This is a genomic window from Bradyrhizobium elkanii WSM2783, from assembly GCF_000472865.1.
Taxonomy (GTDB): Bacteria; Pseudomonadota; Alphaproteobacteria; order Rhizobiales; family Xanthobacteraceae; genus Bradyrhizobium; species Bradyrhizobium elkanii_A.
Map to the genome: position 1 here is coordinate 157,595 of NZ_AXAP01000003.1, position 13,056 is coordinate 170,650.

Below are 13,056 nucleotides of genomic sequence, written 5' to 3' on the forward strand. Positions count from 1 at the left end.
GACGTTTCAATGCAATCACGACATCTGCTCAGGACTGCTGTTCTCGGCGTCGCGCTTGGGGCGGCGGCGTTCGGTGCCGCGCAGGCAGCCGAGCCGCCGTTGAAGGTCGGTCTGCTCGAGGACGTCTCCGGCGATCTGGCATTCATGGGCATGCCGAAACTCCATGGCTCGCAGCTTGCGGTCGAGGAAATCAACAAGAGCGGCGGCATCCTCGGGCGGCAGATCGAACTCATCCATCTCGATCCACAGGGCGACAATGCCCGCTATCAGGAGTTCGCACGGCGTCTGCTCAGTCGCGACAAGGTCGATGTGCTGATCGGAGGCATCACGTCCGCTTCACGCGAGGCCGTCCGGCCGATCATCGATCGGACGACCACGCCGTATTTCTACACCAACCAGTACGAAGGCGGCGTCTGCGACGCGAGCATGATCAGCATGGGGGCGGTCCCCGAGCAGCAGTTCTCGACGCTGATCCCCTGGATGGTCGAGAAGTTCGGCAAGAAGGTCTACGTCATCGCCGCCGACTACAATTTCGGACAGATCTCGGCGGAGTGGAACCGCAAGATCATGAAGGATCTCGGCGGCGAAGTCGTCGGAGAGGAATTCATTCCGCTCGGCGTTTCCCAGTTCGCGCAGACAATCCAGAATATCCAGAAGGCGAAGCCGGATTGGCTCCTGACCATCAATGTCGGCGCCGCCCAGGACTCGTTCTTCGAGCAGGCCGCCGCGGCAAAGCTCAATTTGCCGATGGGCTCGTCGATCAAGGTCATGCTCGGCTTCGAGCACAAGCGGTTCAAGCCGCCGGCGCTCAACAACATGCATGCGACCGCGAACTGGTTCGAGGAGATCGATACGCCCGAAGCCAACGACTTCAAGAAGCGCTGGCACGCGAAGTTCCCCGATGAACTCTACATCAACGACATGGGCTACAACGCCTACAACGCGCTCTACATGTACAAGGCGCTGGTCGAAAAGGGGAAATCGACCAAGCTCGAGGACATGCGCAAGGTGATCGCAACTGGTGAGGCCTGCATCGATGCACCCGAAGGCAAGGTCTGCATCGACCCGAAGAGCCAGCACACTTCTCACCGCATGCGTCTGATCTCCGTCGGTCCTCAACATGAGGTGACCGTCGTGAAGGACTACGGAACGATCAAGCCGTACTGGCTTGGCGACATCGGATGCGACCTCACCAAGAAGAATGACAAGGACCAGTACACGCCGAGTCATTTGCCCAACAAGTCGTGACGCCACTCATCGGATCATGACTTTGGATTGCGCGGACGCCGCATCGCTGCGGCGTCCATGACGAAGGAGCGGGAGACCGACGATGTCGGCTGAACTATTCTCGGTATTTTACCAATTCGCCGACGTCTTCGCGTTTCTGATCCTCTCGGCGGCAGGACTTGCGATCGTGTTCGGCATGATGGGCGTCATCAACATGGCGCATGGCGAGTTCATCATGTGCGGGGCCTATGTGACGGTCGGACTTGTGAAGCTCGGCGTGCCGCTTGCCATTGCGCAGGGGCTTGCCGCGGTGACGGCTGGATTGATCGGGGTTGCCGTCGAATACCTCATTGTTCGTCGGCTATATAAGAGACCGCTGGATTCCTTGCTCGCCACCTGGGGACTCAGCCTGATCGTCACGCAATCGATGCTGCTGATCGTGGGATCGTCGGTCACGGGGATCGGCACGCCGGAGGGCAGCTTTGCGATCGGCGGCTACACATTCTCGACCTATCGACTCGTGCTGTTCGCGTGTGCGGTCGCTGTGCTGATCGGTCTCTATGTGATCTTCATGAAGACACGATTCGGCGTGATGGCGCGCGCGACGATGCAGAATGCCGCGATGGCAAAGGCGTTGGGTGCGCGCACCGGGCGGATCTACGCAATCAGTTTCGGCATCGGCGCCGGGCTCGCCGGCCTTTGCGGTGCGCTTTACGCGCCGACGATGACGCTGATTCCGACGATGGGTGCTACGTTCGTGGTGGAGAGTTTCGTCACCGTCGTGGTCGGCGGAGCAAATGTCCTGCTTGGTACCGCGCCGGCCGCCGTGTTCCTGGCGATGATTCGAATGGCCCTGAATGCAAGCTATGGGCAGATCATCGGCCAGATCGGCATGTTGTTTGCAGTGATCCTGATCATCCGTGTCTTGCCCGAAGGCCTTTCCAGCGTGCTGGTCCGTCGCGGACGCTAAGCGGGGGTGTGATGTTCAAACTGCTTGATGGTCCGCAGACCTTGGGACGTGGATGGACGTTCTGGTCCTGCTTTCTCGCCGTGCTGGCAGCCGCGTTGATCTATCCGGTCTTCGCGGACTCCTACGATGTCGGCAACTTCTCCTATTTCCTGATCTGGGTTTTCATGGCGCTCGGCCTCTGCCTGATGTGGGGCTATGGCGGCATGCTGTCGTTCGGCCAGACATTCTTCTTCGGCATCTCCGGTTATGCCTATGGCGTATTGGCCATCAACATGGGCGGAGGTTCGACGACGATCGCAGCGCTGATGCTGTCGGTGATCATCGCGATGATCGCGGCAGGAATCCTCGGTTACTTCATGATCTGGGGCGGCATCAGCGGCATCTTCTTCGGCATCGTGACGCTGTCGGCGACGCTGGTGCTGGCGTTCTTCCTTGGACAGACGGCCGGGCCGGAATGGCACATCGGCACTGCGCGGCTGAACGGCTTCAACGGCATGAAGGGCATGGATCCGCTCACAATCGGCGATTTCTACATCGAGGGATCCGCGCTGTACTACGTCATGGTCGCGCTGATCGTGATCGTCTACATCGCGCTGCGCATGCTGGTGAACTCGCGCATCGGCAACGTGATCGTTGCGACGCGCGAGAACCCGCAGCGCGCCGAGATGCTCGGCTACGACGTCCGCAAGTATCAATTGCTTACATTCGTCATCGGAAGCGGGCTCGCGGGCCTCAGCGGCGCCCTTTATACGTCCTGGGGGCAGTTCATCACCCCGTCGAGCATCGGGTTGCCGGCCGCCGCCATGCCGATCGTGTGGGTCGCATTCTCCGGACGAAGCGATCTGACGGCGACGCTGGTCGGCTCGTTCCTGCTGCTGTTCGGCTTCCAGACCATCACCGTCTATAGCCAGCAGGCCGCGCTCGTGCTGATGGGCACGCTTCTGCTCGCCACCGTGATGCTGGCGCCGCAGGGCTTCGTGCTCGGTGTCGGCAAGCTTGTAGTCGATCGCTGGACCGGGCGCCGGCGGCGTGACGCGAATTCCACTCTGGCGGACACCGGTCGCCTGCAATCGGATGAGGCCTGACATGGCGCTTGTCGATGTGAAGGGCGTGACCAAACGCTTTGGCGGATTGACGGCCGTCTCCGACGTCGATCTGACTATCAATGCCGGGGAGGTTCATTGCCTGATCGGCCCCAACGGCGCCGGCAAGAGCACGCTGTTCAAGCTGATCGTCGGCCTCTATCCGCCGACCAAAGGCAGCATCTTCTTCGACTCCATCGATATCACCGACGAACGCCCCTTTGCGCGTGTGCAGCGGGGCCTGAGCATCAAGATGCAGGCGCCGAGCGTGTTCAAGGAACTGCCGGTGCGGCAGAATATTCAGATCGCGCTGCAGGCGCGCTTCTCAGGCGCGGAACGCGACGTCGAGGAAGAGCGGCTGCTCGCGCTGCTCGATCTGGCGCCGGAGAGCGGCAAATTGGCCGGAACGCTTTCGCACGGCCAGCAGCAATGGCTCGAGATCGGCATGGCGCTGGCGCTGCAGCCGCAGCTATTATTGCTGGACGAGCCGACCGCCGGCATGTCGCCGGAGGAGACATTCAAGACCGGGGAGCTCATCAAGTCGTTCAATGCTGAGGGCATGACGATTCTCGTCGTCGAGCACGACATGGCATTTGTGCGGCAGATTGCGCAACGCGTGACCGTGCTGCATCTCGGCAAGATCTTCGCGCGAGGCGGTCTCGAGACGATCATTCAGGACGAGAAGGTCGCTGAAATCTACCTTGGTAAGACGCATGCCCACTGATCGGATTCTGGACGTATCGGAACTCTGGGCGGGCTACGGCGCCACGCCGATCCTGCAGGGCGTGAGCATGTCGGTGTCCCGCGGCGAGATCGTCGGCGTGATCGGCCGGAACGGCGTCGGCAAGTCGACGCTGATGCGGTGCCTGATCGGGCTTCTGGAGACGTGGCGCGGCACGATCACCTTCTTAGGTGAGGATGTGACCCAGTTGCAGGCCGACGCCCGGGCGCGCGCCGGCTTCGGTTACATCCCGCAGGGACGGGATGTGTTTCCGCAGATGAGCGTCGAGGAAAACCTGCAGGTCGGCGAACTGATCGGCGGACCAGAGGGCAAGAAGCTGCCGGAGCTCGTCTATGAGTATTTTCCACGATTGAAGGAGCGCCGGCGGCAGGTTGCCGGCACCATGTCCGGAGGCGAGCAACAGCAACTTGCGATCGGCCGGGCTCTGATCGGAAATCCGACCTTGATGATCCTAGACGAGCCGTCCGAGGGTATCCAGCCGTCGATCGTGCAGCACATTTGCGACGCGCTGAAATCGTTCCGGGCTGAGCTGGGAATGACGATCGTTTTCGTCGAGCAGAACCTGGATACGATCCTGGAGATCGCCGAGCGCTGCTACATCATGGAAAAAGGCAAGATCACGCGATCGCTGGCCGGCGAGGACGTCAACGCAGACAATGTCCGCGCGCAACTGCTGTTATGAGGCTGGCCGCTTTCTTCCAGCAACACGCCTTGTTGTTCATGAACGGGTCGTTTGAAATCAAAATGATCAGGGAAGGAGACGAACATGGATTTAGGTCTTAAAGGAGCCAACGTTCTCGTCACGGGCAGCACCAAGGGCATCGGCAGGGCGATCGCCGAGACCTTCGCCGCTGAGGGCGCCAATGTCGGAATTTGCGCGCGCAATCAGGCGGACGTGGACAGCACGGTCGCCGCCCTCAAGGCAAAGGGCGTTGCGGCGTTTGGCGGTTCGGTCGATGTATCCAATGGTGCGGCACTCAAGGCCTGGGTGAGCAACATGGCATCGAAGCTCGGCGGCATTGATGTCGTCGTCGCCAATGTCAGCGCCCTTTCCATAGGGCAGGACGAGGAAAGCTGGGAGAAGGAATTCTCCACCGACATGATGGGAACGGTCCGCCTAGTGAATGCCGCGATGCCATATCTGGAAAAGAGCGGCGCTCCTGCGATCGTGACGATCTCCAGCGTGTCGGGACGCGAGGTCGATTTTGCGAGCGGCCCCTACGGCACTTTCAAGGCGGCGATCATCCACTATACGCAGGGCTTGGCCTACCAACTTGCCGGGAAGGGCATACGGGCCAATTCTGTGTCTCCGGGCAACACCTATTTCGAGGGCGGTGTCTGGAACATGATCAAGGACAGCAATCCCGAACTGTACAAGAGTGCGCTGGCGCTCAATCCGACAGGACGGATGGGCACGCCGCAGGAGATGGCGAATGCCGCCGTGTTCCTTGCGAGCCGGGCCGCCAGCTTCATCACGGGAACGAACCTTGTCGTGGACGGTGCCTTGACACGAGGTGTCCAGTTCTAGGCGGAGTTTGAACGCGACATCCTTGCGCTCGATGACGAAGCATATAGCGCCGGCGCGAGCGCATTCCCGATGACAACAGGAACTCGACATGTCTGCGGATCAACTGCACTACAAGTCCATATCTGAACTGTCCGAACTGTTTCGCCGCAAGGAGCTGTTGCCTTCAGAGGTTACTGAAGCAACGTTGAACCGTATCGACAAGCTCGATGGAGGCTTGCACGGATATGCCGTCGTCCTCGCGGAGCGGGCCATGGCGCAGGCAAGGAAGCATGACAGCGAGATCGCCAAGGGCATTTGGCGCGGCCCGCTTCATGGCGTTCCGATCGGTCTGAAGGACCTGTGCTACACGACATTTGCGCCGACGGCGGGCGGCACCAAGGTTCATGCGACGTTCGTGCCGTCCTTCAATGCGACGATCGTTGATCGGCTCGAGCGCGCCGGCGCGGTCACGCTCGGAAAGCTCAAGATGACGGAAGGCGCCTATACGAGCCATCATCCTGATGATCAGGCCCCGCTCAATCCCTGGAATGCGGATTACTGGGTCGGCTCCTCGTCGACCGGATCGGGTGTCGCCACCTCTGCTGGGCTCTGCTACGGATCGATCGGAAGCGATACCGGCGGTTCGATCAGGTTTCCATCGGCGACCTGCGGATTGACCGGAATCAAGCCGACATGGGGTCGGGTCAGTCGATACGGCGTTTTCCCGCTGGCGGACTCGCTCGACCATGTCGGGCCGATGTGTCGAAGCGCTGCGGACGCCGCAGCGATGCTCGGCGTGATCGCAGGCGCGGATGTCAACGACCCGACGGCTCTGCAGGCTCCCGTTCCGAATTATCTGGCCCGAATCGGCGATGGCGTACGCGGCCTCAGGATTGGCGTGGATCGCAAATACACGCAGGACGGAATCGACCCGCAAGTGGTGGCGGCGTTGCTCGAAGCCGAACGCACGCTGGCGGAGCTCGGTGCCGAAATCCGTGGGGTTCGATTTCCCTCCTACGAGAAACTCGTCAGCCTATGGATCCCGATGTGCTCGGTCGAGACGGCGGAAGCGCACCTGGAGACCTATCCATCACGCAGATCGGAATACGGTCCGGACCTTGCGCAGTTGATCGAGCAGGGCAGGTCGGTCAGCGGTGTCGAAATCGCGGCTATTCATCATGAGCGCCTCAAGTTCTGCGGCAGCCTGGCAGCGTTGTTTGGGGATATCGATCTTTTGCTCATTCCGACGATGCCGGTGCCGATTCCGAGCCTTGCGAAGATGAGTGAATACGGCGCCGATCCGAACGTGCTCTTGAGCATCCTGCGCTTCACCGCGGTGTTCGACTTCAGCGGGAGTCCGACGATCACGCTCCCCATGGGTATGGCGTCGGATCGGATGCCGCTGAGCATGCAGTTGGTCGGCCCGCATCTTTCTGAGGATGTGCTTGCTCGCGCAGCCCATGCGTTCCAGTCGACGACTGACTGGCATACCCTGCGGCCGCCGATTGGATGACCGTTCGGAGACCGGCTACTGGGTCAAGAAAAGCAACGCGGCGATTGCGGCCGACAGTGCAATCGCTGAGACCGTTGCGGTGGTCGACAGGACGCCCATGACTCGCAGCGCGCCGGCGAAGATCATGATCAGAGGCGTCGCGGTGACGAGGCCGACCTGCGCGTCGCTCATGGTTCCAACTCCGATTACCTGCAATTTGACGCCGTCCGCCTTCGCGCGACCGTGCTGACCGGACCCTACGCGGCAGGCTGTCCCCGTCTTTGTCCGGGGACAAAGATCGCGGCTCCCGTCACCGATAGCGATCCGAGGCAGAACCCCGCCCGGAGGATCCATGTCGGCTCAAGATTGCGAAGTGCAGGAAAGCGGCCTGCTGGCTGAACTCCCCGGCGACCCCATGATCTGGGTGCTGATCTTCAGCGAGCTTGCGGTCTTCGGCCTGCTGCTCGGCGCATTCGCCGTCGCCCGCGCCGTCAATCCTGCCATCTTCGCCTCCGGCCAGGCCGTCCTTGATCCGGGCCTCGCGGCGCTCAACACCTTGGTTCTGGTGACCAGCGGGTGGGCCGCCGCACGTGGAGCGGCAGCTGCTCGCGCATGTGCAGCGGCGGCGTGCCGTCGCTGGCTGGGGCTTGCGATCGTGCTCGGAGGCGCATTCGTTGCGATCAAGCTGCTCGAATATGCAGGCGAGATCGCGGCCGGTGCGGGACTGGAGACCAGCACGTTCTTCACGCTGTACTTCCTGCTGACCGGCTTCCACCTGCTGCACGTCGTGCTCGGCATGGTGATCCTGGCAGTGGTTCAGCGCGGTGCGGAAGGGGGCGCGGTCGAGACCGGAACGTCGTTCTGGCACATGGTCGACCTGGTCTGGATCCTGATGTTTCCGATCATCTATCTGGTGCGCTGAAATGATGGCCCGTCATCCGCTCGAAACGACCCTGATCCTCCTGATCGGCCTCGCGATCGCGACGCTGATCGCTTCCCGAAGCGTGCCGATTGCATGGCTCGGCAATATCGTCGTGCTCGGGCTCGCGGCCCTGAAGGGGCGATGGATCCTGCTCGACTTCCTCGGACTTCGCTCCGTGCCCGCGATCTGGCGCGGACTGATCACCGCTTGGGTGCTCGCCGTCGCATCGTTCGCCTGGGCGGCCTCCGTCGCGAGATTGCTGATCTGAGGCGTCGAATGTGGCGCTGGTTGCTCCAGCACAAAGAACCGACGGGACTGCTGCGTAGATTGGCCGGGCGCTCGCACCACTCACAACGGGAAAGGATAGGTGATGGCTGAACGCCTCACGAAAACGGCTGCCCGGAACGTCTTCTACGGGGGATCCGCCTTCTTCTTTGCGATCTTTCTCGGCCTGACGGCCCACAGCCACTACTACATGGTGAACACCTCGACCAACGCCTCGACGCTGACGGATTCGGTCGCGCGCGGCAAACATGTCTGGGAGAAGAACTCTTGCATCAACTGCCACACGCTGCTCGGCGAGGGCGCCTATTTCGCGCCTGAGGTCGGCAACGTGTGGGATCGTTGGGGCGGCAAGGAAGATCCGGCCGCGGCAAGGGACATCCTGAAGTCGTGGATGCAGTCGCAGCCGTCAGGCGCGCCGGGCCGGCGGCAGATGCCGCAATTCAACCTGACCGATCAGGAGCTAAACGATCTCGCCGACTTCCTGCAATGGACCAGCACCATCAAGCGCCAGGACTGGCCACCCAACAAGGCCGGATGAGCACCGCGTCCCGACAGCCCTTCAACAAGAGAGCTTTTCGATGAAATACCAGACCCAAAAAGTCGCGATGCTGTATTTCTACGGCGCGCTGACGCTTTTCCTCGCCCAGGTCATCTTCGGCCTGCTCGCCGGCACGATTTACGTCCTGCCGAACACGCTTTCGGTCCTCCTGCCCTTCAATATCGTCAGGATGATACACACCAACGCGTTGATCGTGTGGTCGCTGATGGGGTTCATGGGCGCGACCTACTACCTGCTGCCGGAGGAGACCGAGACCGAGCTCTTCAGTCCGCTGCTCGCCAAGATCCAGTTCTGGATGTTCTTCGGCGCCGCGGGCGCCGCGGTCGTCGGCTATCTCTTCCACTACCATGAGGGGCGTGAATTCCTCGAGCAGCCCTTCATCATCAAGGTCGGCATCGTCGTCGTCTGCCTGATGTTCCTGTTCAACGTGACGATGACGGCGCTCAAGGGGCGCAAGACCACGGTGACGAACATCCTGTTGTTCGGCCTGTGGGGCGTTGCGATCTTCTTCCTGTTCGCATTCTACAATCCGGCAAATCTCGCGGTCGATAAGATGTACTGGTGGTACATCGTGCACCTGTGGGTCGAGGGCGTCTGGGAGCTGATCATGGCCTCCGTGCTCGCCTTCCTGATGATCAAGCTCAACGGCATCGACCGCGAGGTGGTCGAGAAGTGGCTCTACGTCATCATCGGCCTGGCGCTGTTCTCGGGCATCCTCGGCACCGGCCACCACTTCTACTGGATCGGCGCGCCGGGATACTGGCAGTGGATCGGCTCGCTGTTCTCGACGCTGGAGGTCGCGCCCTTCTTCACCATGGTGATCTTCACCGTGCAGATGACCTGGAAGGCCGGACGCAAGCATCCGAACCGCGCGGCGCTGTTGTGGTCCGTCGGCTGCTCGGTGATGGCGTTCCTCGGCGCCGGCGTGTGGGGCTTCCTGCACACCCTGTCCTCGGTGAACTATTACACGCACGGCACCCAGGTGACCGCCGCACACGGGCATCTCGCGTTCTTCGGCGCCTATGTGATGCTGAACCTCGCGGTGATGGCCTACGCGATCCCGGAGATACGCGGACGCGCGCCGTACAACCAGTGGCTCAGCATGGCAAGCTGCTGGATCATGTGCACGGCGATGCTGACGATGACCTTCGCGCTGACCTTCGCCGGCATCGTCCAGGTCCATCTGCAGCGCGTGCTCGGCCAGAGCTACATGGAAGTGCAGGACCAGCTCGCAATGTTCTACTGGATCCGTCTCGGCTCCGGCGTGTTCGTCGCGATCTCCGCGCTGATGTTCGTCTGGGCCGTGCTGGTGCCCGGACGTGAGAAGCGGTCCTTCGCCGGCGGAGCGCTGCAGCCCGCCGAGTAAAGCAACGCGGCGGCCGCGCGCGTCGCGGCCGCCATTCCCTCGATGTCCCGGAGAACCATCATGAAATCCGTCTTTCAGGCTGTGGCAGGCCCCGCTTCGGAGATTCCAGCTTATGTGCCGAGCGGAAACGAGTGCGCGCTGTTCGAGCACGCGTGGCGTCACCGCCTGCCGGTGCTGCTGAAAGGCCCGACCGGCTGCGGCAAGACCCGGTTCGTGGCCCACATGGCCGCACGCCTCGGGATCCCCTTGCATACCGTCGCCTGCCACGATGACCTCACCGCGGCCGATCTCACCGGCCGCTACCTGCTCAAGGGCGGCGACACGGTCTGGACGGACGGTCCCCTGACCCGGGCGATGCGCGAAGGCGGCATCTGCTATCTCGACGAGGTGGTGGAAGCCCGCAAGGACGTGACGGTGGTGCTGCATCCATTGACGGACGACCGCCGGATCCTTCCGCTGGAGCGCACCGGCGAGGAGCTTGTCGCGCCGCCAGGCTTCATGCTGGTCGTCTCCTACAATCCCGGCTACCAGAGTCTGCTGAAGGTATTGAAGCCGTCGACACGGCAACGCTTCGTTGCCATCGAGTTCGACTTTCTGCCGCCGGAGCAGGAGATCGCCGTCGTATCGGCGGAAAGCGGGCTTCCGCCGGATCGCGTGCGGGCGCTGGTGCAGCTCGCCGGACGTCTGCGCGCGCTCAAGGGACATGACCTGGAGGAGGGTGTCTCGACGCGCCTCATCGTCTACTCCGCCGCCCTCGTCGCGGCCGGTCTTTCCGTCACCGAGGCCGTCCTCGCCGGCATGATTGAGCCGTTGACTGATGATAGCGACGTCAAGGCCGCGCTGGTGGAGGTCGCACGGGCCGTCATTGGATAGGTGAGCGTCGATGCTGGATTTTCTCGAGCTGGAGGAGACCGTCGGCCGTGCGTGGCATCGCCTGGTCGGCGCGACCGCGTCCTATCCGGTTCACGCCGATCACGCGGTCGCACTCTCCGAGATGCAGGGACAGATCGCCGTCATGTTCCGCGCGCTCGGCGGCGAGGCGGGCGTCGCGCTCGCCGGCGCGGGCGCCCGCAAATCCGGGCACCGGCTCGCCTGGAGGCAGCGAATTGGCCTCGGTGACGAATCCCTTGCCCATCCCGGACGGGACGCGGCGACCGTGTTTCTGCCCGAGCGCATCGCTCTGTTTCCGGATCGCGACCTGAACGCGGCACTGTATCGTTGGCTCGCTGCCTGGTTTGCCACCGTGCCGCTGGCGCCGATAGACGAGACCGATCCGCTGCGGCGCGATCTCCTCATCCTACGTCGCGCCCGTGCCGCGGCCGCCATGATCGCCGCCCGTTTTCCGGGACTGGCCGGCTCCTACACACGACTTGCGGCGGCGGTGGCATCCGGTCGGCCGCAGCGGCCATTGCCTCGCGTGGAGCGCGAGGTCGAACAGATCGTGCTCGCGCTGCTGGGCGCCGCGGCGCCGCCACGAGGGGATCTGTGGTTTTCGCTGATCGGCGAGAACGCGCTGCCGGAACGGGCGCCGCCCGGATATCGTCCGGTGCTGCCATGCCCGTTGTGGGGCGATTGCTGGACCCGCGACCTCGCCCAGATATCTCAGGATCAGGATGATGTCTCGCACGACGCCCAGGCGGATGCGCCGGACTCGCGAAAGCGCTTTGCGACCCGCGAGCGGGAGAACGGAGCCGACAAGAGGGATCCGTTCATCCTCAACCGCTTCGAGAAGATCCTGGCCATGGCGGAGATGGTGAACGTTGATCGCCCCTCCGACGATACCGAGGACGAGAACGCGCGCAAGGCGGCCGACGATCTGGAAGAACTATCGATCGGGCGGCGTAGCGGAAAACCTGCGACGAAGCTGAGGTTCGATCTCGACCTGCCGCCGGAAGCGGTCGACCCCTCGCGGCTCGACGGCGAGCGGCTGTACCCGGAATGGGATTATCGCGGCCGCATCTATCTGCAGGACCACTGCCGCGTGTTGACGGCGCATGCGAGCCAGACCGGCGAAAGCTGGGCGGCCGACCAGGCCACGCGCCGCCGCATCCGCCAAGTGCGGCGCCAGTTCGATGCGCTGCGGCCTCGCCACGAGCTCGCGCGGGCACAGCCCGACGGGCACGATCTCGACATCGACGCGCTGGTCCGTGCGCGTTGCGATCTCCGCGCCGGCAGCGGCACGCTCGATCGCGTTCACCTCGCGATGCGGCCGCAAGGTCACGATCTGGCGGTGACGCTGCTCGTCGACGTATCGCTCTCGACCGACGCCTGGGTCGATGGGTACCGCGTTCTGGACGTGGAGAAGGAGGCGTTGCTTGTCCTGGCTCACGGATTGTCGGCCTGCGGCGATCACCACAGCATCCTGACCTTCACCTCGCGCCGTCGCTCCTGGGTGCGGCTCGAGACGGTCAAAGCGTTCGGAGAGCCGATGAGTGCGCAGGTCGAGCGGCGCATCGGGGCACTCAAGCCCGGATACTACACTCGCATCGGCGCGGCGGTGCGCCACGCCGCGTCGGAACTTGCGGCGCAGCCGCAGCGAAAGAAATTGCTGATCGTTCTCACCGACGGCAAGCCGAACGACGTCGACCATTATGAGGGGCGCTTCGCTATCGAAGACACCCGCAAGGCCGTCCAGGAGGCGCGCCGGCTCGGCGCCGCAGTCTTCGGCGTTACGATCGATGCGACCGCCCAGAGCTATTTTCCGACGCTGTTCGGGCGAAGCGGCTTTGCGATCGTCGGCAACATCCGACGCCTGCCAGCCGCCTTGCCGGCGCTCTACCGGCAGCTGACGCAATAACCGGAGCGTGATGATTTGTTCGAATCGGCGTGACCCAGTGCTTACCTCTCCCCATCGGGGAGAGGTCGGATCGCATCGTGAGATGCGATCCGGGTGAGGGGGATGAA

The 13,056-nt window shown here is 62.8% G+C and carries 14 protein-coding genes; 13 read left to right on the top strand and 1 reads right to left on the bottom strand.

Annotated elements, in window-relative coordinates:
• Nucleotides 1-9 precede the first annotated feature (9 nt).
• From YY7_RS0104755 to YY7_RS0104785, 7 genes are all read left to right on the top strand, one after another.
• The gene (locus YY7_RS0104755; protein WP_063623359.1) at nt 10-1,248 is read left to right on the top strand and encodes an urea ABC transporter substrate-binding protein; all 1,239 of its coding nucleotides are present in this window, start codon (nt 10-12) and stop codon (nt 1,246-1,248) included.
• 82 nt (nt 1,249-1,330) lie between these two features.
• A complete protein-coding gene (locus tag YY7_RS0104760) occupies nt 1,331-2,197 on the top strand; it encodes an ABC transporter permease subunit (RefSeq protein WP_028162223.1) in 867 nt (288 codons plus the stop codon).
• Between the two features lie 11 nt (nt 2,198-2,208).
• A complete protein-coding gene (locus YY7_RS50770) occupies nt 2,209-3,282 on the top strand; it encodes a branched-chain amino acid ABC transporter permease (protein WP_035689263.1) in 1,074 nt (357 codons plus the stop codon).
• 1 nt (nt 3,283) lies between these two features.
• Entirely contained in the window at nt 3,284-4,003 is a 720-nt protein-coding gene (locus YY7_RS0104770) for an ABC transporter ATP-binding protein (RefSeq protein ID WP_028162224.1), read from the top strand.
• Nucleotides 3,993-4,703, top strand: coding sequence for an ABC transporter ATP-binding protein (locus YY7_RS0104775; RefSeq protein WP_080663583.1), 711 nt, complete (start codon nt 3,993-3,995; stop codon nt 4,701-4,703). The genes YY7_RS0104770 and YY7_RS0104775 overlap by 11 nt, the downstream gene beginning before the upstream one ends.
• A gap of 84 nt (nt 4,704-4,787) precedes the next feature.
• Nucleotides 4,788-5,549 (top strand): SDR family NAD(P)-dependent oxidoreductase, encoded by a 762-nt coding sequence (locus YY7_RS0104780; protein WP_028162226.1) that lies wholly within the window; start codon nt 4,788-4,790, stop codon nt 5,547-5,549.
• Nucleotides 5,550-5,637: 88 nt separating this feature from the next.
• The gene (locus YY7_RS0104785; protein ID WP_028162227.1) at nt 5,638-7,041 is read left to right on the top strand and encodes an amidase; all 1,404 of its coding nucleotides are present in this window, start codon (nt 5,638-5,640) and stop codon (nt 7,039-7,041) included.
• Nucleotides 7,042-7,056: 15 nt separating this feature from the next.
• Here the strand turns inward: YY7_RS0104785 and YY7_RS61780 are convergent, their stop codons facing one another.
• Nucleotides 7,057-7,212 (bottom strand): hypothetical protein, encoded by a 156-nt coding sequence (locus tag YY7_RS61780; RefSeq protein ID WP_196237220.1) that lies wholly within the window; start codon nt 7,210-7,212, stop codon nt 7,057-7,059.
• Nucleotides 7,213-7,372: 160 nt separating this feature from the next.
• Here YY7_RS61780 and YY7_RS0104795 point away from each other — a divergent pair, with 160 nt between their 5' ends.
• The 6 genes from YY7_RS0104795 to YY7_RS0104820 all read left to right on the top strand — a co-directional run bounded on the left by YY7_RS0104795 (nt 7,373) and on the right by YY7_RS0104820 (nt 12,949).
• Nucleotides 7,373-7,942 carry a cytochrome c oxidase subunit 3 gene (locus YY7_RS0104795; protein WP_028162228.1) on the top strand — a complete coding sequence of 190 codons (570 nt, stop codon included), beginning with the start codon at nt 7,373-7,375 and terminating at the stop codon, nt 7,940-7,942.
• A 1-nt stretch (nt 7,943) separates the two neighbouring features.
• Nucleotides 7,944-8,210, top strand: a complete 267-nt coding sequence (locus tag YY7_RS0104800) for a cytochrome C oxidase subunit IV family protein (RefSeq protein ID WP_028162229.1) — start codon at nt 7,944-7,946, stop codon at nt 8,208-8,210.
• A 102-nt stretch (nt 8,211-8,312) separates the two neighbouring features.
• Nucleotides 8,313-8,765: a c-type cytochrome gene (locus YY7_RS0104805; protein WP_028162230.1), complete on the top strand. Its 453-nt coding sequence runs from the start codon at nt 8,313-8,315 to the stop codon at nt 8,763-8,765.
• Between the two features lie 40 nt (nt 8,766-8,805).
• Nucleotides 8,806-10,152 carry a cbb3-type cytochrome c oxidase subunit I gene (locus tag YY7_RS0104810; protein ID WP_028162231.1) on the top strand — a complete coding sequence of 449 codons (1,347 nt, stop codon included), beginning with the start codon at nt 8,806-8,808 and terminating at the stop codon, nt 10,150-10,152.
• Nucleotides 10,153-10,212: 60 nt separating this feature from the next.
• Nucleotides 10,213-11,025: a CbbQ/NirQ/NorQ/GpvN family protein gene (locus tag YY7_RS0104815; RefSeq protein WP_028162232.1), complete on the top strand. Its 813-nt coding sequence runs from the start codon at nt 10,213-10,215 to the stop codon at nt 11,023-11,025.
• A 10-nt stretch (nt 11,026-11,035) separates the two neighbouring features.
• Nucleotides 11,036-12,949 (top strand): nitric oxide reductase activation protein NorD, encoded by a 1,914-nt coding sequence (locus YY7_RS0104820; RefSeq protein ID WP_028162233.1) that lies wholly within the window; start codon nt 11,036-11,038, stop codon nt 12,947-12,949.
• Nucleotides 12,950-13,056 lie beyond the last annotated feature (107 nt).

Excerpts from the sequence above, each read along its gene's own strand:
- YY7_RS0104755 (WP_063623359.1), top strand. The coding sequence starts at position 10 with ATGCAATCACGACATCTGCTCAGGACTGCTGTTCTCGGCGTCGCGCTT.
- YY7_RS0104805 (WP_028162230.1), top strand. The coding sequence starts at position 8,313 with ATGGCTGAACGCCTCACGAAAACGGCTGCCCGGAACGTCTTCTACGGG.
- YY7_RS0104810 (WP_028162231.1), top strand. The coding sequence starts at position 8,806 with ATGAAATACCAGACCCAAAAAGTCGCGATGCTGTATTTCTACGGCGCG.
- YY7_RS0104770 (WP_028162224.1), top strand. The coding sequence starts at position 3,284 with ATGGCGCTTGTCGATGTGAAGGGCGTGACCAAACGCTTTGGCGGATTG.
- YY7_RS61780 (WP_196237220.1), bottom strand. The coding sequence starts at position 7,212 with ATGAGCGACGCGCAGGTCGGCCTCGTCACCGCGACGCCTCTGATCATG.
- YY7_RS0104780 (WP_028162226.1), top strand. The coding sequence starts at position 4,788 with ATGGATTTAGGTCTTAAAGGAGCCAACGTTCTCGTCACGGGCAGCACC.
- YY7_RS0104820 (WP_028162233.1), top strand. The coding sequence starts at position 11,036 with ATGCTGGATTTTCTCGAGCTGGAGGAGACCGTCGGCCGTGCGTGGCAT.
- YY7_RS0104815 (WP_028162232.1), top strand. The coding sequence starts at position 10,213 with ATGAAATCCGTCTTTCAGGCTGTGGCAGGCCCCGCTTCGGAGATTCCA.
- YY7_RS0104760 (WP_028162223.1), top strand. The coding sequence starts at position 1,331 with ATGTCGGCTGAACTATTCTCGGTATTTTACCAATTCGCCGACGTCTTC.
- YY7_RS0104800 (WP_028162229.1), top strand. The coding sequence starts at position 7,944 with ATGATGGCCCGTCATCCGCTCGAAACGACCCTGATCCTCCTGATCGGC.
- YY7_RS0104795 (WP_028162228.1), top strand. The coding sequence starts at position 7,373 with ATGTCGGCTCAAGATTGCGAAGTGCAGGAAAGCGGCCTGCTGGCTGAA.
- YY7_RS0104785 (WP_028162227.1), top strand. The coding sequence starts at position 5,638 with ATGTCTGCGGATCAACTGCACTACAAGTCCATATCTGAACTGTCCGAA.
- YY7_RS0104775 (WP_080663583.1), top strand. The coding sequence starts at position 3,993 with ATGCCCACTGATCGGATTCTGGACGTATCGGAACTCTGGGCGGGCTAC.
- YY7_RS50770 (WP_035689263.1), top strand. The coding sequence starts at position 2,209 with ATGTTCAAACTGCTTGATGGTCCGCAGACCTTGGGACGTGGATGGACG.